General features: G+C 69.9%; 25 protein-coding genes. 9 read left to right on the top strand and 16 right to left on the bottom strand.

Annotated features, from left to right (window positions below):
* Positions 1 to 85: 85 nt before the first annotated feature.
* From manB to QU602_RS01090, 4 genes are read right to left on the bottom strand one after another with little or no spacing between them, the layout of a single operon-like run.
* Positions 86 to 1534, bottom strand: a complete 1449-nt coding sequence (manB, locus tag QU602_RS01075; protein WP_308798281.1) for a phosphohexomutase domain-containing protein — start codon at positions 1532 to 1534, stop codon at positions 86 to 88.
* Position 1535: 1 nt separating this feature from the next.
* Positions 1536 to 2624 carry a glycoside hydrolase family 130 protein gene (locus tag QU602_RS01080; RefSeq protein ID WP_308798282.1) on the bottom strand — a complete coding sequence of 363 codons (1089 nt, stop codon included), beginning with the start codon at positions 2622 to 2624 and terminating at the stop codon, positions 1536 to 1538.
* A 59-nt stretch (positions 2625 to 2683) separates the two neighbouring features.
* Positions 2684 to 3586 carry a carbohydrate ABC transporter permease gene (locus QU602_RS01085; RefSeq protein ID WP_308798284.1) on the bottom strand — a complete coding sequence of 301 codons (903 nt, stop codon included), beginning with the start codon at positions 3584 to 3586 and terminating at the stop codon, positions 2684 to 2686.
* Positions 3586 to 4557, bottom strand: a complete 972-nt coding sequence (locus QU602_RS01090; RefSeq protein ID WP_308798285.1) for a carbohydrate ABC transporter permease — start codon at positions 4555 to 4557, stop codon at positions 3586 to 3588. Before QU602_RS01090 ends, QU602_RS01085 begins: the two co-directional genes overlap by 1 nt.
* A gap of 188 nt (positions 4558 to 4745) precedes the next feature.
* Here QU602_RS01090 and QU602_RS01095 point away from each other — a divergent pair, with 188 nt between their 5' ends.
* On the top strand, positions 4746 to 5855 hold the full coding sequence (locus QU602_RS01095) for a LacI family DNA-binding transcriptional regulator (RefSeq protein ID WP_308798286.1): 1110 nt from the start codon (positions 4746 to 4748) through the stop codon (positions 5853 to 5855).
* A gap of 10 nt (positions 5856 to 5865) precedes the next feature.
* On the opposite strand, the gene QU602_RS01100 is transcribed toward QU602_RS01095, so the two are convergent.
* Complete coding sequence (locus tag QU602_RS01100; protein WP_308798287.1) at positions 5866 to 6948, bottom strand: SDR family NAD(P)-dependent oxidoreductase; 1083 nt, start codon at positions 6946 to 6948, stop codon at positions 5866 to 5868.
* A 61-nt stretch (positions 6949 to 7009) separates the two neighbouring features.
* On the opposite strand from QU602_RS01100, the gene QU602_RS01105 reads away from it, so the two are divergent.
* The gene (locus tag QU602_RS01105; RefSeq protein ID WP_308798288.1) at positions 7010 to 7588 is read left to right on the top strand and encodes a TetR/AcrR family transcriptional regulator; all 579 of its coding nucleotides are present in this window, start codon (positions 7010 to 7012) and stop codon (positions 7586 to 7588) included.
* 269 nt (positions 7589 to 7857) lie between these two features.
* Here QU602_RS01105 and QU602_RS01110 read toward each other — a convergent pair whose 3' ends face one another.
* From QU602_RS01110 to QU602_RS01160, 11 genes are all read right to left on the bottom strand, one after another.
* Positions 7858 to 8187 (bottom strand): PRC-barrel domain-containing protein, encoded by a 330-nt coding sequence (locus QU602_RS01110; RefSeq protein WP_308798289.1) that lies wholly within the window; start codon positions 8185 to 8187, stop codon positions 7858 to 7860.
* Positions 8174 to 8608, bottom strand: coding sequence for a hypothetical protein (locus QU602_RS01115; RefSeq protein ID WP_308798290.1), 435 nt, complete (start codon positions 8606 to 8608; stop codon positions 8174 to 8176). The genes QU602_RS01110 and QU602_RS01115 overlap by 14 nt, the downstream gene beginning before the upstream one ends.
* Positions 8605 to 9909, bottom strand: a complete 1305-nt coding sequence (locus QU602_RS01120; RefSeq protein WP_373692862.1) for an NRAMP family divalent metal transporter — start codon at positions 9907 to 9909, stop codon at positions 8605 to 8607. The genes QU602_RS01115 and QU602_RS01120 overlap by 4 nt, the downstream gene beginning before the upstream one ends.
* Entirely contained in the window at positions 9909 to 10373 is a 465-nt protein-coding gene (locus QU602_RS01125) for a hypothetical protein (RefSeq protein WP_308798292.1), read from the bottom strand. Before QU602_RS01125 ends, QU602_RS01120 begins: the two co-directional genes overlap by 1 nt.
* Positions 10374 to 10738: 365 nt before the next feature.
* On the bottom strand, positions 10739 to 11485 hold the full coding sequence (locus QU602_RS01130; RefSeq protein WP_308798294.1) for a YcnI family copper-binding membrane protein: 747 nt from the start codon (positions 11483 to 11485) through the stop codon (positions 10739 to 10741).
* Positions 11486 to 11579: 94 nt separating this feature from the next.
* Complete coding sequence (locus QU602_RS01135) at positions 11580 to 12263, bottom strand: hypothetical protein (protein WP_308798295.1); 684 nt, start codon at positions 12261 to 12263, stop codon at positions 11580 to 11582.
* A 13-nt stretch (positions 12264 to 12276) separates the two neighbouring features.
* Positions 12277 to 13080, bottom strand: coding sequence for an IclR family transcriptional regulator (locus QU602_RS01140; RefSeq protein WP_308798296.1), 804 nt, complete (start codon positions 13078 to 13080; stop codon positions 12277 to 12279).
* Positions 13081 to 13141: 61 nt separating this feature from the next.
* The gene (gene kduI, locus QU602_RS01145) at positions 13142 to 13975 is read right to left on the bottom strand and encodes a 5-dehydro-4-deoxy-D-glucuronate isomerase (RefSeq protein ID WP_308798297.1); all 834 of its coding nucleotides are present in this window, start codon (positions 13973 to 13975) and stop codon (positions 13142 to 13144) included.
* 42 nt (positions 13976 to 14017) lie between these two features.
* A complete protein-coding gene (locus QU602_RS01150) occupies positions 14018 to 14380 on the bottom strand; it encodes a cupin domain-containing protein (RefSeq protein WP_308798298.1) in 363 nt (120 codons plus the stop codon).
* Positions 14377 to 15336 carry a C-terminal binding protein gene (locus tag QU602_RS01155; protein WP_308798299.1) on the bottom strand — a complete coding sequence of 320 codons (960 nt, stop codon included), beginning with the start codon at positions 15334 to 15336 and terminating at the stop codon, positions 14377 to 14379. Before QU602_RS01155 ends, QU602_RS01150 begins: the two co-directional genes overlap by 4 nt.
* The gene (locus QU602_RS01160; RefSeq protein ID WP_308798300.1) at positions 15333 to 16064 is read right to left on the bottom strand and encodes an SDR family oxidoreductase; all 732 of its coding nucleotides are present in this window, start codon (positions 16062 to 16064) and stop codon (positions 15333 to 15335) included. Before QU602_RS01160 ends, QU602_RS01155 begins: the two co-directional genes overlap by 4 nt.
* A 77-nt stretch (positions 16065 to 16141) precedes the next feature.
* Here QU602_RS01160 and QU602_RS01165 point away from each other — a divergent pair, with 77 nt between their 5' ends.
* The 7 genes from QU602_RS01165 to QU602_RS01195 all read left to right on the top strand — a co-directional run bounded on the left by QU602_RS01165 (position 16142) and on the right by QU602_RS01195 (position 23809).
* Positions 16142 to 17134, top strand: a complete 993-nt coding sequence (locus tag QU602_RS01165) for a 2-hydroxyacid dehydrogenase (RefSeq protein ID WP_308798301.1) — start codon at positions 16142 to 16144, stop codon at positions 17132 to 17134.
* A 153-nt stretch (positions 17135 to 17287) separates the two neighbouring features.
* Positions 17288 to 18853: an ABC transporter substrate-binding protein gene (locus QU602_RS01170; RefSeq protein WP_308798302.1), complete on the top strand. Its 1566-nt coding sequence runs from the start codon at positions 17288 to 17290 to the stop codon at positions 18851 to 18853.
* A gap of 74 nt (positions 18854 to 18927) precedes the next feature.
* On the top strand, positions 18928 to 19875 hold the full coding sequence (locus tag QU602_RS01175; protein ID WP_308798303.1) for an ABC transporter permease: 948 nt from the start codon (positions 18928 to 18930) through the stop codon (positions 19873 to 19875).
* Positions 19872 to 20870 carry an ABC transporter permease gene (locus QU602_RS01180; protein ID WP_308798304.1) on the top strand — a complete coding sequence of 333 codons (999 nt, stop codon included), beginning with the start codon at positions 19872 to 19874 and terminating at the stop codon, positions 20868 to 20870. Before QU602_RS01175 ends, QU602_RS01180 begins: the two co-directional genes overlap by 4 nt.
* A 49-nt stretch (positions 20871 to 20919) precedes the next feature.
* Positions 20920 to 22077, top strand: a complete 1158-nt coding sequence (locus QU602_RS01185; protein WP_308798305.1) for an amidohydrolase — start codon at positions 20920 to 20922, stop codon at positions 22075 to 22077.
* Entirely contained in the window at positions 22077 to 22967 is an 891-nt protein-coding gene (locus QU602_RS01190) for a tetratricopeptide repeat protein (RefSeq protein ID WP_308798306.1), read from the top strand. Before QU602_RS01185 ends, QU602_RS01190 begins: the two co-directional genes overlap by 1 nt.
* Positions 22964 to 23809 carry a tetratricopeptide repeat protein gene (locus QU602_RS01195; protein ID WP_308798307.1) on the top strand — a complete coding sequence of 282 codons (846 nt, stop codon included), beginning with the start codon at positions 22964 to 22966 and terminating at the stop codon, positions 23807 to 23809. The genes QU602_RS01190 and QU602_RS01195 overlap by 4 nt, the downstream gene beginning before the upstream one ends.
* The last annotated feature ends 17 nt before the right edge of the window (positions 23810 to 23826 follow it).

Consider the following 23826-nt stretch of genomic DNA (forward strand, 5'->3'; position numbering starts at 1 on the left):
TCGGTGTATCGGCCCGGGAACCGGCCGTCCCATGGTGAAGCGTGTGCGAGCTCGGGTCGGGATGTCCTCGCGGCGCCTAATGTGGTTACGGCGTGCCGTCGCCGATCGCGGCGAGCACGAGGTCGCGCAGCCGCTGCACCATCGCGGCGTGCTCGCCTTCGATGTTCACCCGCAGGAGGGGTTCGGTGTTCGACGGGCGGACGTTGACCCACCAGCGATCGTTTCGGTGCCAGTGCGAGACCGTGAGGCCGTCGAGCCGGTCGATCTCCAGCGCGTCAGGTCCGGCGGAGCGGCTGAGCACGTCGAGCACGGCGCGCTGGGCACCCGCGACGTCATCGGCGGGGACATCGATCTCGCCCGACCGCACATACGGGTCGAGCGTCGCGACGAGCTCCGACAGCGGCGTCCGCTGCTCGGCGAGCGCCGCGAGCACATGCATCGCGGCGAGGAGCCCTGAGTCGGCACCGAAGAAGTCGCGGAAGTAGAAGTGCCCGCTGTGCTCGCCTCCGAAGACGGCGTCCTCAGAGGCCATGAGCGACTTGATGAAGGAGTGCCCGACTCTGGTGCGCACCGAATGTGCACCCTGCGCTCCAAGCAGCTCGGGCACGGCACGCGAGCTGATCGCGTTGTACAGCACGACCGGCACCTCCCCGAGGTCGGCGACCCGGCGTGCCTCGCGCAGTCCCACCAGCGCGGTGATGACGGAGGGGTCGACCCGCCGGCCGAGCTCGTCGACGACGAAGCAGCGGTCGGCGTCTCCGTCGAACGCGAGGCCGAGGTCTGCGCCGCGACGCACGACCTCGGCCTGCAGCGCCGCGGTGTTCGCGGGCACGAGCGGATTCGCCTCGTGGTTCGGGAACGTGCCGTCCGGTTCGAAGTACAGGGGTGCGATCTCGAGCGGAAGGTGCACGAGACCGGCGTCCGAGCCCAGCACGGCGGGTACCGTGAGCCCGGCCATGCCGTTGCCCGCGTCGATCACGACACGCAGCCGCCGCCCGCGCGTCAGATCCACGAGCGATCGCAGCCGTTCGGCGTACGCACGCAGCACGTCGATGCGATCGAGCGAACCGGCCGGCGATGCGGCGATCGGGGCACCGTCGAGGAGTTCGGCCGCGCGCGACTCGATCGCGCGCAATCCGGTGTCCTCGCCCACGGGCCGCGCGCCCGGGAGGCACAGCTTGATGCCGTTGTACCGTGCCGGGTTATGGCTCGCCGTGAACATCGCGCCGGCCGCGGCGAGGTGTCCCGAGGCGAAATAGAGTTCGTCGGTCGAGCACCGGCCGGCATCGAGCACATCGGCGCCGGCGGTGCGCGCGCCGTCGACGAACGCCGCGACGAGGGCGGGGCCGCTGTCGCGCATGTCGCGCGCGACGACGACGCGAGGCGCGGCCGCGCCGGCGAGCGGGCGGACGGTCATTTCGACGAAGGCCGCGCCGACGGCGTGCACGAGGCGCTCGTCGAGCTCGGCGGGCACGATCCCACGAATGTCGTACGCCTTCACCACACGCCGCAGGGCGGTGAGCGATCCGCTCACGTCAGCGGTCGTGACGGGCGAGCTCGGCGACGCCGATCGAGGAGTCGGCCATACCGTAGAAGACGAAGTGACGGCCGGCGATCTCCTCGATCGCGGTCGGGAACACCACGTTGCCGAGCGTGCCCTGCAGCTCGTTCTCGGTCTCGGGCACGAGCAGCGGCTCGGGTGTGCGCGCGAGCACCCGGCGCGGATCGTCCACAGCCAGGAGCATCGCTCCGGCGGTGTACCGGCTGCCGTGGGCGAGCTCGAAGCCCTTCGGCTTCGCGCCGGATACCCCGTGATGGACGATGAGCCAGCCCTCGGGCACTCGGAGCGGCGCAGGACCGCCGCCGATCTTCGCCTCCTCGTAGGCCATCTCGGGGGCCGCGATCATCTCGGAACGCTCGACGAGGGTCAGAGCCGACAGGTCGCGCGTCGCCGCCTCGAGGTCCACGTAGCCGATCCAGATCGAGGGCCGGTCGTCGTCGATGCCGGCGGGCGTGCGCGCACCCTCACCCGGACGCAACCAGTCGAGATCCCACATCGGACGGTGCAGGAGCGCGAGCGTCGGCCGGCCGTCGGGCCCCGGCACGGCCTCGGGGAAGAACACGATGTCCTTGTTGGGGAACAGGTTCAGGTCGAGATCGAGCTCCGGCTGGTACGCGAACCGGATCGGGCCCAGGCGACGCCAGTCCACCGTGTCGCGCGAGACCGCGAGTGCCGGCTTGGGCCCGAGTGGGCCGTACGCGACGTAGGTCATGACATGGACGCCGAGCGGTTCGACGAAGGTGATCCGCGGGTCCTCGACCCCCGCGTTCTGACGCCCGTACTCCCAGCCCTCGTCCGGTGCGAGCACGACGTCGAGTCGCTCGACCGCGACCGGGACGCCCTCTTCGACGACGACCCGCGCCCGCGCGATGCGCGAGACGTTGCCTGCCGCGACGATGCGCGGGTAGAGGTACAACTCGCCGTCGGGTCCCCACGCCGTCCCGGGGTTGAGCACGCCCTCGGCCTCGAGCGGGTTGCCGGGTTCGGCCGACATGATCGTCCCGAGGCGGCGCAGAGTGTACGGGACGGCGGTGCGGGGAACAGCGGGGTGTGCCTGGGTCATGACCTTGCCTTGGGAATCGAAAGTGGGACGTCGCCGGCGCCGGAAGGTGCCGGCACGGTTCAGCCCTTGATGGCTGAGCCGAGGTTCGCGGAGGTGAAGTGCCGCTGGAAGAGCAGGAACAGCACGACCGCAGGGACCGCGAGTACGCAGGCCCCGGCGAGGACGGCGCCCATCGGGTTGTCCAGGAAGTTGCCGTTCGACTGCGAGAAGTTGGCCAGGCTCACCGCGAGCGGCTGCATTGACGCGTTCTTCGTCACGAGGAACGGCCACAGGAACTCGTTCCATGGGCCGATGAAGGTGACGAGCATGGCGGTGAGCACCGCCGGGCGCACGAGCGGCACTGCGATCGAGACGAGGATGCGCAGTTCGCTCGCGCCGTCGATGCGCGCGGCATCGAACACGTCGCGCGGGATCTGCAGGAAGTACTGGCGGAAGATCAGGACCGCGACCGAGTTGATGGCGAACGGGAGGATCATGCCGATGTAGTTGTCCGCGAGGTTGAAGTACCGGACGACCATGACGTACAGCGGGATCATCAGCAGCTGGAACGGGATCGCCTGGACGAGCAGCACGAGGGCGAACACGAGTCCTTGGCCGCGGAACGACAGGACCGACAGCGCGTACCCGACGAGCAGCCCGAACACGAGCGTGCAGCCCACGACCCCCGCGGTCATGATGAACGAGTTCAGCAGTGAGCCGAGCAGGTCGATCGAGTCGTTGACCTCGGCGAAGTTGTTCAGCGTGAGGTTGCCCGGTAGCGGCAGCAGGCCGAGGAAGCTGGTGTCGCGCTCGGCCTGCAGCGCGCCGATGATCATGTAATAGAACGGCACGAGCGCGAGGAACGCTCCGACGATCAACAGCCCGAAACGGAACGCGGCGAGCGCGCGGCCGCCCCGGCGCGGCGTACCCGATCCGGTTCGCTCGGCGCGGCGGCCTGCCCGCGCGGAGGTGGTGACGGCCATCAGTTCTTCCTCTCCGTGATCCGGCGGGAGACCAGCGACAGGATCATCACGCCGAGCACCAGGAGCATGCCGATCGCTGCCGCGATATCGGGCTGCCCCTGCTGGATGCCCTTCTGGTACATGAGCAGTGCCGGCGTCATCGAGGCGCCGTTCGGGCCGCCGCCGGTGAGCAGGTACGGCTCGGTGAAGAGCTGTCCGGTGGTGATGATCGTCAGCAGGATCACCAACGACGTGACGGGCCGCACACCGGGGAACGTCACGGTGCGAAACCGCTGCCACGTGGTCGCGCCGTCGATCTCGGCAGCCTCGTGCAGCTCCTTCGGGACGTTCTGCAGCGCGGCGAGATACAGCAGCACGTAGAACCCCAGGTTCTTCCAGGTCACGTACACCGCGATCAGGGGCATGATGAGCTCGCGATTGGCCAGCCACGACGGGGATGGCGCGAGCTCGCCCAGCACCGAGTTCAGCACGCCGTTGCCGCTGAACACGAAGATCCAGACCGCGAGCGTGGCGACCGATGCGGTGACGTACGGGATGTAGTACGAGACCCGGAAGAAGCCCTTCCAGTGCACGACCGAGTCGAGGGCGGTCGAGAGCAGCAGGCCGAGGACGACGGTCAGCGGCACGTTGATGACGAGGAAGATCAGGAGATTGAGGAACGCCTGGCCGACCGCCGGGTCCGAGAGCACCTGCTGGAAGTTCTCCAGTCCGACGAACGGATGCGGGACCTCCACGCCCGGCGCGGTGAAGAAGAAGTCATGCAGCGACATCCACACGCCGAACCCGAACGGCACGAGGAACACCACGATGACGAATGCCGTGTACGGCGCGCTGAGCAGCATGCCGAGCGGGTTCTCGCCGAGCCAGCGCTGCAGGCGCCGGCCCGCAGGCCGGGTGGGACCGGGCCGCGCGCCGGCGGGGTCGGCGCCGGGAGCAGGCGACCGGGTGCCGCGGTCGAGAAGAGAGGTCATGCCACGTTCGCCTTGCGGTCTGGACGTCGATCGACGTCGATCAGGTGGGTGCTCGAGTAAGTAAACCGGTTTGAACACAAGACGTCAATCTCGACCGATGGGTCCCCGGTGCGCTTGTGATTCTCGATGAGTCGCAACGAGCGAACCGGATTACTAAATCTGGCCTAAACGCGCGCTATGATCAGGGCGTGGAAGCCCCGCACCCCGACCAGCACGATGTCGCCGCCCCGGCATCGCCCATCGTGCCCGCCCAGAAGCACGACGCCCGCGAGCGTCGGGTCACGATCGGAGACGTCGCCGCCCGGGCGCGGGTGTCCAAGAGCGCGGTCTCGTTCGTCTTCAACGGTCGCCCCGGTGTCGGCGAGGCGGCTCGCGGCCGGATCCTCGAGGCGGCTCGCGAACTCGACTGGCGCCCCGACGCGCGGGCGCGAGCGCTCTCGCGGAGCCGGGCGCAGGCCCTCGGGCTCGTCATCCGGCGCGAACCCGAGCTGATCAGCACCGACCCCTTCTTTCCGCAGTTCGTCGCGGGCGTCGAAAGCGGTCTGTCCAAAGCGGACTATGCGCTGGTGCTCCAAGTCGTGCAAGACGAGGAGTCCGAGCACGCGGCCTACATCCGGTTCGCGCATGAATCCCGCGTCGACGGAGTCTTCCTCACCGACCTGCGTACCGACGACGAACGTCCGAGCGAGCTCGCCCAGCTCGGTCTGCCGTCGGTCCTTGTGGGGCCTGCGGCGCCCATGGCGGACGGCCTTCCTCCGATCGGGCTGGACGACGCGGCCGGCGTGCGGCGCGCCGTCCGTCACCTCTCCGCGCTCGGGCACCGGCGCATCGCCCACGTCGCGGGCGATCCCAGCTACGTGCACTCCGACGTGCGCCGTCGGGCGTGGGCCGACGAGCTGTCGCAGCTCGGCCTCGAGCCGGGCCCGGTCGTGGTCGCCGACTTCACCGGCGCCTCAGGAGCTCGCGCGACCCATGAGCTCCTCGACCTGTCTCAGCCGCCGACCGCGATCGTGTATGCCAACGACCTGATGGCGATCGCGGGCATGTCGGTCGCGACCGATCGCGGCATGCGCGTGCCGGCAGATCTTTCGATCGTGGGCTTCGACGACATCCCGATCGCCCCGTACGTCGTGCCGCCACTCACGACCGTGCGCCAGAGTGTCGTCGAATGGGGCCGGGCCTGCGCGCGGACCCTCGTGGCGCTCGTGGAGTCGCGCGAGCCCGACGAGGTGCACCTGCCCCCGGTGGAGTTCGTGGTGCGGGGCAGCACGGGCCCGCTCAGAGACCGCGAGATCTGAGCGGCCCGGATCAGGTCGCCGACCAGCCGCCGTCCGAGGCGAGCACCACGCCGTTGATGTTCACGCCGTCGTCCGAGAGCAGGAAGGTGATCGAGGCCGCGAGCGCCTCGGCCTCCGCCGCGTCCGGCAGGATGGCCATGGCCTGACGCACGCGCTCGGCGCCGAGCGGGGACGCGAAGGTCGCCTCGATGTTGGTGATCGTCGGGCCGGGCGCGACGGCGTTCACCCTGAGCCCGCTCGGACCGTACATGAACGCGGTCGACTTCGTGAGGCCCACCACCGCGTGCTTCGAGGCGGTGTAGGCGACGCCCGCGGCGGAGCCGCGGAGTGCGGCCTCCGAGGCGGTGTTCACGATCGAGCCCTTGCCCTGGGCGAGCATGACCGGAACGACCGCACGCATGAGCTTCATCGTGCCGTCCACGTTCACGGCGAACACGCGCTTCCAGACCGCATCGCTCAGCTCACCGATCGGCGTCATGTCGTCCATGATCCCGGCGATGTTCGCCAGCCCGTCGATGCGTCCGCCCGCCGCGGCCACGATCTCCGCGACCTTGGTGTCGTCGGTGATGTCGGCCACGAGCGTCACGATGGCGGCACCGGCATGCTCGGCCGCGAACTCGTCGAGGCGTTCCTGCGAGACATCCACCGCGATCACCCGGCCGCCCTCGCGCGCGATGCGCGATGCGGTCGCGCGGCCGATGCCCGATCCGGCGCCGGTCACGATGATCGTCGTCCCGGCGAATCGGCCCTGGTCGATGCGCTCGGTCCATTCGGGCAGCGGCGCGACGGCGGGCGTATGCACGGCGGTGCCCTCGGGTGCTTCGGACGCGGGCTCGGGGGCCTCGGCGGTCGCTCCTGGGGCGGGCACATCCCCCGCCGCGGCGCGGGCGACGAGCTGGTCCACCATCTCCTGGCTGAACTGGCCCTTGCTCAGCTTCACGAGCCGTTTGAGCGCGAGCCGGCTGACCGGCCGCAGCACGTCGGGGCTCTGCCCGGCCTGGGCGAGCAGTTCGCGGATGATCGGGCCGCCGACCGGGTGCTCGAGCCAGGTCTTGATCGAGTCGTCGCCGGTGAGGGTCTTCGGGTCGCTCATGCGGATGCCTCTCTGGGATCAGCTACTCCGGACATCGATGTCCGGTAGTACGCTAGCACCCGTGCCTGATCCGGGGAAGACCGCATCCGCGGGCCGCAAGGCGAATCGAGGGCCGAGCGCCGGGCCCGCCAACCGCCGCGCCCTCATCGCCGCAGGGCGCGAGGTGTTCGCCACCGACGGCCTGCAGGCGCCCTTCAATGCCGTCGCGAAGCGCGCGGGCGTCGGGCAGGGCAGCCTGTACCGGCACTTCCCCGATCGGTTGTCGCTCGCCCTCGCGGTGTTCGATGAGAACCTCGACCAGCTCGAGGCATCCGTCGCCGCGCCCGACGCGACGCTCGACGACCTGCTCGACGCGCTCATCGAACAGGCGGTCGTCTCGACCGCGCTGATCGACCTGATCTGGATGAACCGAGACGACGAACGCGTGACGCACCTCGGCGGGCGGCTCGAACGCATCGCCGGCGCCGCGCTCGAGCGCGGCCAGGCCGCCGGCCGTGTGGGCGAGCAGATCGAGACCGCCGACGTGCTGCTCGTCGTGACCATGCTCGCCGGCCTCGCCTCACGCACCGACGCCTCGGACCGCCGTGCGGTCGCGGCTCGCGCCCGTACCCTCTTCGACGCCGCCTTCGCCCCCCGCTGACCCGCCCACCCGCGCCCCACCCGGTTCGCCCCACCCGGCCCGCCTGGCCCCGCCTCCCTGGCCCCGCCGCCGCTCGGGGCGCCGCCGCGGGCCACCCTCGTCCTCGCTCTCGCTCTCGCTCTCGGGTGAGTTCGCCACCCGGCCTCCTCGTTCCGCGATGGAAGTCGAAAAGTGGGTGAGAGATCGGTGGGTGGGAAGGAAGACGCGCGCGAGCGCGCTCCGACCCACTATCCGTCATCCAACGCACGGGCGGGGCGGCGCGAGGGAGGCTAGAGGGCGGGGTCGAGGGCCTCATGGTCGGGGAGCAGGTGCACGGCGTCCGGCTCGAGGCGGGCGACCGACGACCACGGCACCAGGAACGTGCCGCGATGGCGCCAGGCCAGGAATCGCGCGATCACGGCCGGGCGGGTCTCCTCGGTGCGCTCGTAGCCCCAGTACGACGACCTCGTCCGCGGCGACACGACGAACCCCGCGAGCCGGGCGTCGGCGAGCGGCACCCGCGGCACGCCGTCGATGACGAACCGCACGTCGATCACGAATCCGAGACGCTCGCCGCGGGCGTCGCGCACCGGCAGGCCGAGCAGATCACCCAGGATCATGGCGGCCTCCCGGGATGCGGCGGATGATCCGGTCGCGCACCCACCGTTCGGTCCACGCGGCATCGAGCCCCGTGCCGACGCTGCCGAGCCGCACCACGACGCCGACCTCGGTGACGAGACGCCACGGGATGCGCTGCCACCGCGATGCCGGCGGGCGGCCGCCGAAGATCCGGGTGGCGAGCACCGGCCCGGTGAGGATGTCCGTGATCACGGGTGCGGGCGCGTCGTGGTCGATGGGCTCGCCGAAGGGCACATCGGTCAGCTCCACGTCGTCGACCGTCGTGATGGGCGTGCCGTCGCGGTCGAGCACCTGCCGGTCGAGCAGGTGCAGCGCGGCGTCGAGCACCTGACCGGCGGCCGGCGGCTCCGGCCGGGGCATCCGCTCGCCGTCCGCGCCCCGCCCGCGGCCCCGCGCGCTCATGCGCCCGCCCCCGTCGCGATCATGAGCGGGATCGCCGCAAGCGACGCGATCAGGATGATCACCAGATAGATCAGCGCGATCGCGTTCATGCCCCGCCCGTTCACCTGATCGCCCATGTACTGCCGGTCGTTCGCGATGAGCAGGATCGGCAGGTACGTCAGCGGCAGCGCGACCGCCGAGAACACGACCGAGAACTCGGTCACCGCGATCGGATCGACGCCGGTCGCGAGGATGCCGCCGGCCACGATGAGGCACACGATCATCGACAGGTGAAAGCGCGAGGCATCCGCCGGCCGCCGGAACTTGCCCCACGACCAGCCGAAGAACTGGGCGAGCGTGTACCCCGACGACAGCGTGGTCTCGAGCGCGGCGCCGAACGTCGCTGCGAGCACGCCGACGAGCACGAAGCAGAGCAACAGCACGCCCCCGGCGTCGGCGATCGGCAGCACCACCTGCGACAGGCTCGTCACCTCGATGTCGCGGGGCAGCAGCACGACGGCCGCGCACGCGGCGATCGCGATCGAGAGCAGCCCGCCGAGCGGGAAGCCGACGAGCACGTTCGCTCGCGACTGGGAGAGATCCTTCGTCGTCCAGCCGTCCTCGATCGCGCCCGACGAGAAGAAGAACACCTCGTAGGGCGTCATCGCCGCGCCGAAGAGCGCGACCGCGTAGAAGAAGTAGGTGCCGGCCGTCTCACCCTGCGGCACGTGCGGCACGAGCTGGCCGCCGAGACCGGCCCAGTCGGGCTGCAGCAGGAAGAGCGCGACGACGAACACCGTCAGTGACAGCCCCAGCAGGCCGGTGATGTTCTCCAAGAACGAGAACTTCGCCCGCCAGACCGCGATCCACACGCCGAACGCGGCGAGCGGGATCCAGAGCGCCGGCGGCAGGCTCGAGGCGAGCTGCAGCGTCAGCGCGATGCCGCCGACCTCGGCGGTCACGGTGAGCAGGTTGATGAAGAACGAGCCCGCCAGGTTCGCGAGCGCGGCGCGCGGCCCGAGCCGTTCGCGGATGATCTCGAACGTCGCTCGTCCGCTCACGGCCGCGACCCTGCCCGCCATCTGCGCGTACACGCAGATGCCGATGACGCCGACGATCACGACCCACACCAGCCCGAGCCCGAAGCGGGAGCCCACGACGGCGTTCGTCACGAGGTCGCCGATGTCGACGAACCCGCCGATGGCGGTGAGGATACCGAGCGCGACGGCGAAGAGCTTCAGCCCGCCCGACCTCCCGCCGGACGCGGGCGCCTTCGCGCCCGCCTTCGCGCCCGCCTTCGCGCCCGCCTGCCGACCGGTCATCAGCCGCCGCCCGCCGTCACGAGCGCGTCGAGCTGCGCGGATGCCTCGTCGAGCGCCTCGGCGACCTCGTCCGGGTCCGTGACACCTTCGAGGCTTTCGCGTGCGGCGTTCACCGCGTCGATGCCGTCGCGCAGCGCGTCGGCGGTCGCGGTGCGCAGTGCGCGGTCCGCCTCGGTCGAGACATCCGCCTCGTCGACCGTCGCCACGGCGTCGCCGAGCTCGCGCTGGGCGTCGTCGAACGCCGTCGCGGTGAGGCCGAAGATCGACCGGCCGTCCTGCTCGAGCTCGAGCGCGAGGCTCGCGGTCTCGACGGCAGAGCGGCCCTGGGCCGCGGCATCCGTCATCGTCTGCGAGAGCGGCGCGCAGCCGGCGAGCGCGAACGTCGTTGCGATCGCGGCGATCGCGGCCAGCCGGGCCCGCGCGCAGGCCGTCGTGCCCGCGCCTCGCCCCCTCGACTGCCGCATAGCGTCACCGTAGACCCGCGGCGCGCGCCCGTGAGCCCCATTGACGCGGCGTGCGTCTCCGGTCAGCGCGCACCGCACACACGCCGCGGCATCCTGAATCCCTTGCTCAGGAATCCGCGAACGCCGCGCGGGCTCGGCGGCGGCCACGCGCGGCGTGTCGCCGGGATCTTCCTGAGCAAGGAAATGGGACCGGGCGGTGCGCTCGGCGACAGGGGTCCCGGTGCGAGCGCGCAACGGACGGCGGATGCCTCGCCGCACACGTGTGCGACGAGGCATCCGCTCGATCGTCGGCGGGCGCACGCGGGGCGTGCGGTCGCGGGGTCAGCGCTTGCCGGGCGGGCGCACGCGGGGCGTGCGGCCGCAGGTCAGCGCTTGGCGGGGCGCCGCCAGGCGACGGCGGCGAACACGACGCCGGCGACGCCGACGATGAGGCCGCCGATGCCGAGCCAGCGCGCGACCGGGTCGTCGACCGTGGCGGGTGCGGCGTCGACCACCTCGGACTCGCTGTGCTCCTCGGCGGCGGTCTCGGCGCCGTGTCCGTGGCCGTCGCCGGTCGCCGCGGTCACGACGATGGCGGGTGCGGGGCTGGCGGGCTCCGCCTCACCCTCCTCGGCCAGCTCGTTCCAGTCGGTCGAGCCCTCGACGCACTCCTGCAGCACCGGGAACGCGAGCGTCTCGCCCGCGGTGTCGGCCGGCAGCTGGAGCGACAGCTCGATCACGTCGCGCAGCTCGCTCGGCAGCGGCGTGACCGCCGTGTAGATCACCTGGGCGTCGCGGTCGACGAGGTTCGCGCCGTGCGAGTCCTGCAGCGGCTCGGGCAGCTCCTCGACGACCTTGTCGATCGTCCAGTTGGCGTTCACGGTCGGGGTGACGCGATTGACGCCCTCCGGCATGGTGAAGGTGAGCTTGGTGGTCGGGCTCTCGCCGCAGCCGTGCGGAACGCTGAAGCTCAGCACGGTGTACGAGCCTTCGGCCGTGCTCGAGGCGGCGAGGCCCACGTGCGCTGAGGCCGACAGCGGGGCGGAGATCGCGAGGAGGACGGCGCCGCCGAAGGCGGCGGTCGAGGCCAGGGCGGTGCGGGTGGTTCGGGTGGTGCGGGGACGCGTGGTCATGGTGTCTGCTCTCGTACGTGCGCGGGCTCCGCGTGCCGCGCATGCAGCGTCGGCCGGCGGTGGACCCGAAAGAAATAGTGGTCGGCGTGACCGCTCAGGCGGCCGCGAGCGTCACGGGCGGACCGCGGCGCGGTGCCGCGAGCAGATGCAGGTCGCGCGCCGCACCGATCGCCCGCGTGACGATGGGGGCGGAGCGGCTCGGCGTGCGCGATGCGCCCAACGGCGCGCGCGAGAGCACGAGGGCGATGCGGATGCCTCGGGCCGAGGCTGAGACGGCGGCGAGCACGCGATCGGCGCCCGCGATGAACGCGATCGTGAGCACCGCCGCAGTCGTGTGCGTGACGAGCATCCAGACGCCGGGGTGGGCGCCGTGCACGACGGCGCCCACCGCCATGTCGGCGCCCGGCAGCGCGAGGGCATCGGTGTGGTGGCCGGAGTTCGGTAGGCCGGCTTCACCGGCGTGCGCGTGGGCATGCGCGTGGGCGGACAGCGCCCGGCCCGCGGCATCCGCCAGGGGCGTCGCACCCGCCGAGCCCAGCGAGTAGAGCGCGTGCAGCGCGAGCTGGGCGCCCAGCGCCGCGATCCCGCCGCGCGCGGCGCCGGCGCGGCGCCCGACCGTCGCGATGGCGAACGGCACCGAGAACGCGAGGGCGAGGGCGATCGCGAGGACGCCGGGCGGGGTCCCGCCGCCGAGCGTGTGCGCGAGCGATGCGGTGAGCGTCGCGAACACCGCGATCGCGCTCCCGCGCGCGACCCTGGCTCCCCGCTCGTTCCGCACCCGTCAAGCGTAGCTACTGCAGGACCGCGCCCATCTCCACGCTGATGATCCGGGCCGCGCGCAGCACCTCGTCGGCCATCGTCGCCTCGAGTTCCGGTGTGATCCGATCGCTCGGCGCCGCGACCGCGACGGCGGCGATCACCTCGGTGTTGTGATCGAAGATCGGCGCCGCGAAGCCTCGGACGTTCTCGCGGTTCTCCGTCTCGTCGATCGCATAGCCGCGTTCGCGCGTGGCGCGCAGGTCGTCGAGCAGACGTTCCACGCTCGTGATCGTGTTCGGGGTGCGCGCGCTCAGCGTCTTCGGCAGATGCTTCAGGATCTGCTGATGCGGCAGCCACGCCAGGATCGCCTTGCCGGTCGCGGTCGCGTACGCCGGGACCGCGTCGCCGATCTGGCTGAAGATGCGGACCGGGACGTCGTTCTCGACCAGCTCGACGTACACGACGTTGGTCCCGCGGAGCACCCCGAGATGCGCGGTCTCACGGGTCGCGGTGACGAGCGCTCGCATATGGGGGAGCGCGCGCGACCGCACGTCGATGCGGCGAAGGTACTCAGCGCCGAGATGGATCGTGGTCGGGCCGAGCGTGTACAGCCCGGTCTCGGAGTCCAGATCGAGGAAGCCGCGTCGCACGAGCGTCTGCAGCATGCGGAGCGTGGTGGCCTTGCTCAACCCGAGCTCTGCCGTGCACGCGGCGAGGGTCAGGCCCGGTGGGGGGCTGCTCGCGACGTACAGCAGGAGCGCGAGCCCGCGATCGAGGCTTTGCGTGCCGACGATCGCCTCGCCGGATTCGGCGGAACTGGCGACGGCGCCTCTCACCGGGGAGCCTCCAAAGGTGTGTGTTCGAACATCATGCCAGGCATCTTCGAAGTCGAATCGGTCAAATTTCGACGACCGAGACCTGGTCCATGTCCTCGAACGCCTGGTTCTCGCCCGCCATCACCCAGATGAAGGCGTAGTTGGACGTTCCGGCACCGAAGTGCATCGACCAGGCCGGCGCGATCACGAGTTCCTCGTTTCGCACCGAGATCGTACGGGGCTGGCCCGGCTCTCCCATGAAATGGAAGACGCGGTCGTCCTCGGGAAGCCCGAAGTAGAGGTACATCTCGGTGCGGCGGCCGTGCAGGTGCGGAGGCATCGAGTTCCAGACGCTCCCGCGCTCGAGAGAGGTGATCCCCAGCACGAGCTGATCGCTCTGCGCGCCGTCCGCGTGGACGTACTTCGCGATGGTCCGTTCGTTGGCCGTGTCGACGGCGCCTGCGGCGGCCGAGGCGGCCGCGTCGGCGGTGATGAGCTCCACCGGCCGATCCCGGTGCGACGTCGCCGAGGCCAGGAAGAACTTCGTCGCCTCCGTCGCCGTGCGGAACTCGATCTGCGCGTGCCCACGCCCGATGTACAGGCAGTCGCGATGGCCCAGCTCGTACGCTTCGCCGTCCACGACGACGGTGCCCGGCGTGCCGATGTTCATGACCGTGAGCTCGCGCCGATCGCAGAAGTTCGCGGTGCGGAACTGATCCGGCGCGACGAGCTCGAGCGGAACGCCCGGCACGGGGAACGCGCCGCCGACCGCCATCCGGTCCTCGTGCGAGTAGACGAGACTCGTCGCCCCTTCGCGGAAGAGGTCGGGGCAGACGAACCGCTCCCGTAGCGCGGTGGAGTCCATCGTGAGGTACTCCGCGGGGTGGGTCGCGTAGCGCTCCTGGGTGTGGTGCATGCTCGTCTCGGTCCTCTCGTAGGGTGGCGCTGCCCGGTGGCGTCAGGCCGCGGTCTGGTATGCGACGAAAAATTTGCGGGTGGTCTCCGACACGCGCCAGATGCCCCGCCAGCCCGGGCCGACGACCAGCACGGCGCCGGGTTCGATCGTGGTGATGGTGCCGTCCGGGTGCTCGATCGTGCCGGCGCCGGAGATGAAATGCATGACCTCGGTCATGTTGTCCTTGATCGACACGAACTCGCCCGGTGTCACCTCCCACAGCCCCGACGAGACGGCGCCCTCGGCGTGGATGCGGAGCCGGCTGGCGATGGGATCGCCGCTGATCAGCTGCTCGGGCGGGACGGTCGGGCCGATGTGCTCGAGCGGGATGCGCGCCGAGGGCTCGGGCCAGGAGGTGAAGGTCATGGGCGTGTCCTTTCCGGTGCGACCAGCTCGGCCGCATTGAGTGGGGCGGTGAGCGGCGAGCCCGCCAGGTAGGCGGCGCACCGTTCGGCCAGGAGACGACGCAGGCGCGGCTCGGAGCTCTCGGACAGCCACGCGATGTGATTGGTGATCACCAGGTTCGGGGCGGAGAACAGCGGCGAGTCCGGCGACGGCGGTTCATCGTCGACGACGTCGAGGGCGGCGCCGCCGAGCGACCCGGACGCCAACGCGGACGCGAGCGCCGCAGCATCGACCAGACCGCCCCTGGAGACGTTGATCAGGTGCGCGCCCGGGCGCATGCGGGACAGGGTCTCGGCATTGATGATGTGCTGCGTCGCCGGCAGCAGCGGGCAGTGCAGCGACAGGATGTCGGATTCGGCGAGCAGCCGGTCGAACGAGACCGCGGTGAGTCCTTCGCCGCTCACGCCGGCCGGGTCGTGCGCGATCACCCGGCGGACGAACGGGCCGAGCAGCCGTCCGGTCTCGCGCCCGATGTGTCCGACGCCGAGGAGTCCGAGTGTCAGTTCGGAGAGGTCCGGGATCGGGCGCAAGGTGGCCCAGTCGTGCCAGCGCCCGCTGCGGACGAGGGCGTCCGCGCCGCGGATGCGCCGGATGCTGGCGAGCGCCAGCGTCGTGGCGTGGGTCGCGACCTCACGCACGCAGTAGTCGGGGACGTTGTACACGGCGATCCCGCGCGCGCTCGCCGCGTCGAGGTCGATGGTGTCGACGCCGACTCCGTACCGGCCGACGACGCGGACCGAGGGGTGACGCTCGAAGAACTCGCCATCGATGGTCGCGTACTGGACGAGCACGCCGTCGTGCGCGGTGACGTGACCTTCGACCCGTCGATCGTCGACCGCCACGCTCCAGGAGGCCGCGGCCTCACGTTCGATGGCGGTGTCCGCATATGTCGTGTCGAGCACGGCGATCGTGCTCATCGGGCGAGCCACCCGCCGTCGACGGGGATGACGGCGCCGTGGACGTAGCGCGCGGCGGGCGAGGTGAGAAAGACGCACACCTCGGCGATCTCGTCGGGGGTGCCCCAGCGGCCGGCGGGGATGCGCTCGGTGATCTGCCGGTGGCGCGCCTCGTCGGCGACGAGCGCGGCGTTCATCTCGGTGTCGATGTAGCCGGGGGCTACGGCGTTCACATTGACACCGAGCGAAGCCAGCTCGTTGGCGAAGGATTTGGTGAGCTGCGCGACGGCGCCCTTGCTCGCGGCGTACGCGGGGGCCATCAGCCCGCCCTGGAAGCTCAGCATCGACGCGAGGAAGACGATGTGCCCGCGCCCACGCTCGGCCATGTCATGGCCGAAGGCGCGGGCGAGCAGGAAGCCGGCGTCCAGATTGACCGAGATGACCGCGTCCCAGTCCTCGAGCTCGAACGAACGGACGCTGGCCCGGCGGTTGACGCCCGCGGCGTGGACGAGCACGTCCACGGCGGCGAGGGCGCGGATGGTCGGCAGCAGGACGTCCGAGATCTGCTCGCGCGACGAGAGGTCGCTCTCGAGCGGTGTGTATGTCGCTGCGTTGGCGTCTGCGGCGGCGGTGAGCTCGGAGACCGTCGACGGGGGATGCGTCCGGGAGACCCCGATGACGTCGAGCCCGCCCTGGAGCAGTGCTCGGCACACCGCAGCGCCGATGCCGCGGCTCGCACCCGTCACCACAGCCGTTCGCCTGACCCGGGTTGGATCTGCGATTCGTCCTTGCGGAAAATTCATGATGCGCAATACCCTTGCACATCATGACGCAACGAAGCAATGATGAAACGACCGGGACCCTGCCCGTCGTCGCCGTTCCCAGGGCTGACATCTTCGACGCGCTCCGCGACTGCGAGGGCGTCGAGTTGCGTCAGTGGACACCCGACACCGACCCCGCGTCCGCGCTGGGCGATGACGCGGATCGGGTCGAGATGGTGATCTGGCCGTATCCGAATCCGGACGGCGTGAGCCGGAGGCACCTCGAAGCGCTGCCGCGGCTCCGCGCCGTCCAGGCCATGACGGCCGGCGTCGACGCGGTCGAGCCCTACGTGCCCGACGGCGTCGCGCTCGCGAACGGGGCAGGCATCCACGCGACGAGCACCTCCGAGCTCGCGGTCGCGCTGACCCTGGCCAAGCGGCGGCAACTCGACCAGTTCTTCCTGGATCAGCAGCGGCAGAGCTGGCGGCCGCGCCGCCAGCCGTCACTCGCGGACAGCCGGGTGCTGATCATCGGCGTCGGCAGCATCGGCACCGCTATCGCGCGCCGGCTGGAGCCGTTCGAGGTCGGCATCACGAGGGTCGCGCGCTCCGCGCGCACCGATGGTCTGGGGCCGATCGAGGCGATGACCGAGCTGCCGAGGCTGCTCCCGGAGCACGACATCGTGATCGTCATCGTGCCGCTGACCGACGAGACGACGGGGCTGGTCGACGCGGACTTCCTCGCGGCGATGCCCGACGGTGCACTCCTCGTGAACGTGTCCCGCGGCGCCGTGGTCGACACCGATGCGCTGGTGGCCGAGCTGCAGTCCGGCCGCATCGAGGCCGCGGTCGATGTCACCGATCCGGAGCCCCTGCCGGAGGGGCACGCGTTGTGGACGGCGCCCGGCGTGATCATCACGCCGCACATCGCCGGGTCATCGGCGGCCGGCGTCCCGCGCCTGCACGACCTGCTGCGTTCCCAGGTGCGGGCGTTCGTCGGCGGGGCCGAGCTCGCCAACCTCGTGGCGCGCTCGGCTGAGCAATCATCGAATGCATAAATTGAAACGCCTGCAACACATATGAAACACCGCTGTGCTGAGGTGGGGGAGTTCGCCACTCGATGACGGCGACCGCCGCCACCTGCGGCACGTGATCTGTTCGCACCACCCGGCACCTCCCCCGAGATGTCCGGCCAAGAGTGAAGGTAGGGAATGGAAGCCATGAACACCGTGCGCAATCGACTGATCGGGGCGGCCTCGGCCGTCGTGATCGGGTCGCTCATGTTGGCAGGATGCGCCTCCGGCGGCGGCGGCGACGCCGGCGGCGAAGAGCGCGAGAAGCTCGTCGTCGCCCAGACCATGGAGATCTCCTCCGCCGACCCGGCGAACCAGTCGAACCTCGCCTCCGGGCAGTTGGTCATCCAGTATGCCGAGCCGCTCGTCTACCTCGATGACGAGTACAACGTCGAGCCGCTGCTCGCCGAGTCGGTCGAACGCATCGACGACCTCAGCTACGAGGTGGTCCTCAAGGAGGGCATCACCTTCCACAACGGTGAGGAGCTCAAGGCCAGCGATGTGGTGTTCTCGCTCATGCGGACCACCGACAACCCCCAGACCGCCGCGCGTCTCGGAGACATCGATCCCAACGGCTTCGAGATCATCGATGACCAGACGCTGATCATCCGTACCAAGACGCCCGTGGCGTCCTTCCTCGCCAACCTGGCCGGCCCGCAGGCCGCCATCGTGAGCGAGAAGGCGGTCACCGAGCTCGGTGACGACTTCGGGACGGATGTCACGGGCGCCGGCACCGGCCCGTACCAGTTCGTCGAGTGGACCCCCGGTGTCGAGATCGTCCTCGAGGCCTTCGACGACTACTGGGGCGAGCCCGCCAACATCGAGCGGCTCGAGTACAAGTTCGTGCCCGACGCCAACACCCGGACCGTCATGCTCGAGACCGGTGAGGCCGACGTCGTCTACTCGGTCAACAACTCCGCGATGGGAACGCTGAGCGGCAACGACGACGTCACGGTGTACGAGGCGACGCCGGCGGCCGTCCGCTCGATCTTCTACAACCAGGGCGAGGGCATGCCGTTCGCGAACGAGGACCTCCGGAAGGCGGTGTCCTACGCGATCGACCGCGATGCGCTCGTCGAGGCCGCGTACGGCGACGCCGCCGAGGTCGCGCGCGGATACCTCGGGCCGAACGTGCTCGGACACAACGAGGACATCGAGTCCTACGAGCTCGATCTCGACGAGGCTCGGGCGAGCCTCGCGGATGCCGGGTACGGCGAGGGCGAGCTCGAGCTCAAGCTGACCTTCTGGGCGCAGAACGAGCTCGTCCGCATGGCCGAGATCATCCAGGCGAACCTCGCCGAGATCGGCATCACCGTGACCCTGGAGCAGCTCGAGGCGTCGGCGTGGGTGGACGCGCTCGCCAACGGCACCGTGCAGTTCGGCTTCAACGGGGTGTCGTCTCCCGGCGGCGACCCCGACCCGCTCATGCACAGCCACTTCTTCAGTGGCAACCTGCCCGCGCCGAACCACGGCCAGGTGAACGACGCCGAACTGGACGCACTGCTGCTGGAGGGGCGCTCGACGTTCGACCGGGACGACCGCGACGCGATCTACCAGCAGGCCGAGGCGCTCGTCGCCGACCACTCGTACGCCTATCCGCTGACCCACGAGAAGCTCGTGATGGCCGCGCGTTCGGACCTCTCAGGGTTCGTGCTCGACCCGACCAACTCGACGCGATACCACACCGTCACCGCGACGAAGTAGTGCTCATCCGTCCTGCTCCCGGACATCCGCCCGGGAGCAGGACGGGCACGCGCGAGACCCTGGAGGGCTGACCGATGCTGAAGTACATCGCGTACCGGCTTGCGATGTTGATCCCCGTGCTGTTCGGCGTCGCGGTGATCGTCTTCACGCTCATGTACGTGACGCCTGGCGACCCGACCGCCACGCTCCTCGACGAGAACGCGACCGAGGCCGAACGGCAGGCGCTCCGCCGGGAACTCGGGATCGACGGTTCGTATCTCGAGCAGCTCTGGGGGTTCTTCGTCGGTCTCATCCTGCATTTCGATCTCGGGAACAGCTACGTCAGCGGCATGCCCGTGATCGACCTGATCGGGAGCCGGATGGAGGCGACGGTCGCGCTGGCCTTCTGGTCGACGCTCGTCGCGGCCGTCGTCGGCATCGGGCTCGGCATGGTCGCCGCGATGCGCCCGAACTCGAAGCTCGACGACATCGTGATGACGTTCTCGCTGTTCGGCGTCTCGATGCCGAACTTCTGGATGGGCCTGCTGCTCATGCTGCTGTTCTCGCTGTATCTCGGCTGGCTGCCGGCCGCGGGCTTCAACGGCTGGGAGTACCTGATCCTGCCGGTGATCACGATCGCCACCGACTCCGCGGCCGTGATCGCCAGGATGACGCGCAGCGCGATGCTCGAGGTGTTGAGCCTCGGCTACATCAACACGGCGCGCTCGAAGGGGCAGCGCGAGTCGGTCGTGCTCTTCCGGCACGGCCTGCGCACCGCGCTCATGCCGATCGCCACGACGATCGGGCTGCAGTTCGGAGCGATGCTCGGCGGCGCGCTGCTCACCGAGACGATCTTCAACATCCCGGGCATCGGCAAGCTGCTCGTCGATTCGATCTCGTCGCGTGACTTCCCGGTCGTGCAGGGGGTGGTGCTCGTGATCGCGCTGCTGTTCGGGGTCGTGAACCTGCTGGTCGATCTCGCGTACGCGTACATCGATCCACGCGTCCGTACCCAGTTCGACCTCACCCGGAGGACCGCATGAACGCCATCGCCACGCCGATCGCGACGACGACGTCGGACGAGACGCTCCGCACGATCGATTCGCTCCGGTTCCGCGGGCGGGTCGAGCGCCTGTGGACGACGCTCCGCAAGAATCGCCGCGGCGCGTGGGGACTGGTCATCCTGGTGGTGATCATGCTCGCGGGGGTCTTCGCGCCCTGGCTCACGCCGTACGACCCGCTGCAGCAATCGCTCGGCGACGCGCTGCAGCCGCCGTCCTGGGCGCACTGGATGGGCACCGACAGCTTCGGGCGCGACATGTTCACCCGGATTCTCTACGGGGTGCGCACGTCGCTGCTCTCGGGCGTCCTCGCGGTGGTCGGGGCGCTCCTCATCGGCGGCGCGCTGGGCGCGATCGCCGGCTACTACGGTGGCCGCCTCGACAACGTGATCCTCCGCGGCATGGACGTCCTGCTGGCGCTGCCGACGCTGCTGCTGGCCATCGCCATCGTCAGCGCGCTCGGCGGCGGGCTCGTCAACATGCTGCTCGCGATCGGGCTCGCACAGATCCCCATCTATTGCCGCACCGTGCGCGCGGAGGTGATGCGGATCCGAGAGCAGGAGTTCATCGAGGTGGCGCGATCGCTGGGGGAGAAGGACGGCACGATCATCCTCCGGCACGTCCTGCCGAACTGCACCGCACCGATCATCATCCGCGTCGCGATGGGGATGGCGGCGACGATCCTCGCGTGTGCCTCCCTCAGCTTCATCGGGCTCGGCGTCGCACCGCCGACGCCGGAGTGGGGGTCGATGCTGAGCGGTGGGCGCGAGTACCTGCGCACCTACCCGCACCTCACGATCTTCCCCGGCCTGATGATCATGATCACCGTCCTGGCCCTCAACTTCATCGGTGACGGGCTCCGCGATGCGCTGGATCCGCGGATGAAGGCGACGAGTGCGACTCGGAAGCGCTCCCTGCGCCGTTCGAAGACCCCCCTCTACAAGGCTGTGGCGCCCGGAACACCCGGAAGCCACTGACGAACGTCACGACACGATCGTGTCGACGAAACACAATGAAGGAGAAGCAATGCTCGCCCTGACCAACGCCAAGGTGCTGACCGTGACGAACGGTGTCATCGAGAACGGCACCGTTCTCGTCGAGGACGGGAAGATCACGGCCGTCGGCTCCGACGTCGTCGTCCCCGACGGTGCCCAGGTGGTCGATGCGACCGGAAAGTGGGTGACGCCGGGCCTGATCGACGCGCACTCGCACATGACGGTCAAGGGTGAGCCGGCCTGGGGTGGGAGCGTCAGCGACATCACCGAGATCACGAGCCCGATCACGCCGGGTGTGCGGGCGATGGACGCGGTCAACCCGCATGACTGGTCGGTCCCGCTCGTTCGGGCGGCCGGATTCACAACGGTCGCCGTGCTTCCCGGGTCGGGCAACCTGATCTCGGGACAGACCGCGGTGTTCAAGCTGAAGGAGGCCGCGACCGTCCTCGACCTGCTCGTCGAGGATGCGCCGGTCCAGATCAAGTTCGCCTTCGGCGAGAACCCGAAGCGCATCCACGGCCAGCAGCAGAAGCACGCGCCGCTCACCCGGCTCGGCAACGCACTGATGGTGCGCGAGTTCCTGGCCAAGGCCGTCGAGTACTCGGACGCGCTCGCCGCCGCCGAGCGCGGCGACGGCGCTCGGCCGGCCCGGGACCTGCACCTTGAGGCGCTCGTTCCCGTCGTCCGTGGCGAGCGCACCTGCCGCATCCACTCGCACCGCGCCGACGACATCGTCACCGCGACCCGGGTCGCCGAGGAGTTCGGCCTGCGCTACATCATCGACCACGCGACCGAGGCGTGGAAGATCAGCGACTACCTGAAGGAGAAGGACGTCACCTGCATCGTCGGCCCGATGAACATGGAGCTCGACAAGCAGGAGGTGTGGGAGCGCCGCATCGACCAGCCCGCACTGCTCGAAGCCGCGGGCATCACGTTCTGCCTCACCCAGGACGCGCGCAGCGGGACGCGGTTCCTGCCGGCGTTCGTCGGCATCGCGATCGCGCACGGCCTCTCCTTCGAGACCGCGCTGCGCGCGGTGACCATCAACCCGGCGACGGTCCTGGGCATCGACCACCGGACCGGGTCGATCGAGGTCGGGAAGGACGCCGACCTCGCGGTGTTCTCGGGCAACCCGTTCAACAGCATGAGCAAGTGCGAGCACACCATCATCGAGGGAGTGCTCTACTGATGATCGCGGCGCGGCCGTTCGACGGCCCCACGTCGATCTCGGACGAGCAGCTGGAGGTGATGTACCTCGGCCTGCCGACGAAGGGCCGGCTCGCGTTCGACGAGGCGGAGCTCGCGCTGATCGACGAGGGGTTGCGCGTGAACCCCGACGACTATTTCCTGTGGTGTGCGCGAGCAGCGCTCATGACGGATGCGAGTGAGGCGGTCGAGTGCTACAGCCAGGCGCTCCGCGTGCGGCCGCTCGCCTCGCACGCGCTCTACAACCGCGGGCGAAAGCTGCTCGGTCTCGCGTCCACGGCGATGGCCGCGGCCGATCTCCGCGCGGCGACCGTGCTCGATCCCGACGAGCCGTGGAAGTGGCATTTCCTCGGCGTGAGCCTGTACTTCCTGGAGCGTTACGAGGACGCGGTCGCCGCCTTCGAGGCGGCGGTCGCCGCCGCCGAGCGTGCCGGCGAGCCCCTGCTGCCGTTCGAACTGGAATGGGTCTGGAACTGCCACATGAAGCGCGGCGACGCCGACGAGGCCGCCGCGAGCATCTCGCGCGTGGACGAGCGCACGCCCGTGCTCCCGAGCGAGGCCACCTACAAGCGCCGGATCCTGCTCTACCGCGGCGCGCTCACCGAGGCGGAGTTCCTCGACGGCATCGATCGCGAGGACGCCGTCGAGGCGGCCAACCAGTTGTACGGCTACGCCAATCACCTGCACTACCTGCGCGGCGACACCGCGGGATCCGTGGCGGTGCTGCGTGAGGTGCTCGCGACCGCGCCCGGAGGCGCGGGCTGGGGCGCCAAGATGGCCGCGCTCGATCTGGTCGAGCGCGAGCGGCAGCTGCAGCGCGGGGATGCCGCGAACCACCCTGAACCTCGAGAGAAGAAAGGCGGATCACTGTGATTCGGGAAGAGAGTTGGAAGCAGATCCTGGAGATCGCGTACGGCAGCGGGCCTGCCAAGGGCTACATCTGGATGGAGAAGGACGAGGAGGCGAAGGTCGATGCGGGGCTCGCAGAGAACCCGTACGACTACTCCCTGCTCACGGCCAAGGCCATCCTCAACTTCAACCACGATGCGAACGTCTCGATCGACTACTTCTCGCGCGCGCTCGCGATTCAGCCGTTCGACTCGCACCAGCTGTACAACCGTGGCCGGAAGTACCTGAACACGGGCCGGCATTCGGAGGGGCTCGCCGACCTGGAGCTCGCCGTCCGCCTGGATGCCGAGGACAACTGGAAGTGGCACTATCTCGGCGTCGGGTACTGGATGGAGGGCCGGCTCGAAGAGGCACTGCCGAACTTCGTGAAGGCGCAAGAGGTCTCGGCACGCCACAACCAGGACCTGATCAGCTGCGAGGCCGACTGGCTGTGGACGACGTACATGCACCTCGGGCGCCCGGAGGAAGCCGCGGCGGCGATCGCCGACATCACGGAGGACACCCTGGTCGTGCCGGTCATCGGTGACGACGAGGGATACCGTGACGCGTGCCTGCTCCTGAACGGCCGGATGCCGGTCGAGGAGTACGTGAAGACGATCAGCGCAGAGAACGAGGGCGGCGCCTCCAACGGGCTGTTCACGGTCGCCAAGTACTACTACTACGTCGAGAAGGACCTCGACAAGGCGATCGACTACCTGCGCAAGACGCTCGCCGACCCGATCGGCAAAGGCTGGGGTTTCCGCTTCGCGAAGATGAACGAAGCCAAGTGGGAGGCCGAGTACGCCGCAGCGCGCGGCGCGAACTGAGGCAGTGAGGTCCGGGG

The sequence above is a fragment of the Agromyces protaetiae genome (assembly GCF_030866785.1).
Classification (GTDB): domain Bacteria; phylum Actinomycetota; class Actinomycetes; order Actinomycetales; family Microbacteriaceae; genus Agromyces; species Agromyces silvae.

Excerpts from the sequence above, each read along its gene's own strand:
- QU602_RS01080 (WP_308798282.1), bottom strand. The coding sequence starts at position 2,624 with ATGACCCAGGCACACCCCGCTGTTCCCCGCACCGCCGTCCCGTACACT.
- QU602_RS01115 (WP_308798290.1), bottom strand. The coding sequence starts at position 8,608 with ATGAGCGCGCGGGGCCGCGGGCGGGGCGCGGACGGCGAGCGGATGCCC.
- QU602_RS01165 (WP_308798301.1), top strand. The coding sequence starts at position 16,142 with ATGACGCAACGAAGCAATGATGAAACGACCGGGACCCTGCCCGTCGTC.
- QU602_RS01180 (WP_308798304.1), top strand. The coding sequence starts at position 19,872 with ATGAACGCCATCGCCACGCCGATCGCGACGACGACGTCGGACGAGACG.
- QU602_RS01170 (WP_308798302.1), top strand. The coding sequence starts at position 17,288 with ATGGAAGCCATGAACACCGTGCGCAATCGACTGATCGGGGCGGCCTCG.
- QU602_RS01110 (WP_308798289.1), bottom strand. The coding sequence starts at position 8,187 with ATGATCCTGGGTGATCTGCTCGGCCTGCCGGTGCGCGACGCCCGCGGC.
- QU602_RS01085 (WP_308798284.1), bottom strand. The coding sequence starts at position 3,586 with ATGGCCGTCACCACCTCCGCGCGGGCAGGCCGCCGCGCCGAGCGAACC.
- QU602_RS01100 (WP_308798287.1), bottom strand. The coding sequence starts at position 6,948 with ATGAGCGACCCGAAGACCCTCACCGGCGACGACTCGATCAAGACCTGG.
- QU602_RS01125 (WP_308798292.1), bottom strand. The coding sequence starts at position 10,373 with ATGCGGCAGTCGAGGGGGCGAGGCGCGGGCACGACGGCCTGCGCGCGG.
- QU602_RS01150 (WP_308798298.1), bottom strand. The coding sequence starts at position 14,380 with ATGACCTTCACCTCCTGGCCCGAGCCCTCGGCGCGCATCCCGCTCGAG.
- kduI (WP_308798297.1), bottom strand. The coding sequence starts at position 13,975 with ATGCACCACACCCAGGAGCGCTACGCGACCCACCCCGCGGAGTACCTC.
- QU602_RS01185 (WP_308798305.1), top strand. The coding sequence starts at position 20,920 with ATGCTCGCCCTGACCAACGCCAAGGTGCTGACCGTGACGAACGGTGTC.
- QU602_RS01130 (WP_308798294.1), bottom strand. The coding sequence starts at position 11,485 with ATGACCACGCGTCCCCGCACCACCCGAACCACCCGCACCGCCCTGGCC.
- QU602_RS01120 (WP_373692862.1), bottom strand. The coding sequence starts at position 9,909 with ATGACCGGTCGGCAGGCGGGCGCGAAGGCGGGCGCGAAGGCGGGCGCG.
- QU602_RS01175 (WP_308798303.1), top strand. The coding sequence starts at position 18,928 with ATGCTGAAGTACATCGCGTACCGGCTTGCGATGTTGATCCCCGTGCTG.
- QU602_RS01090 (WP_308798285.1), bottom strand. The coding sequence starts at position 4,557 with ATGACCTCTCTTCTCGACCGCGGCACCCGGTCGCCTGCTCCCGGCGCC.
- QU602_RS01155 (WP_308798299.1), bottom strand. The coding sequence starts at position 15,336 with ATGAGCACGATCGCCGTGCTCGACACGACATATGCGGACACCGCCATC.
- QU602_RS01190 (WP_308798306.1), top strand. The coding sequence starts at position 22,077 with ATGATCGCGGCGCGGCCGTTCGACGGCCCCACGTCGATCTCGGACGAG.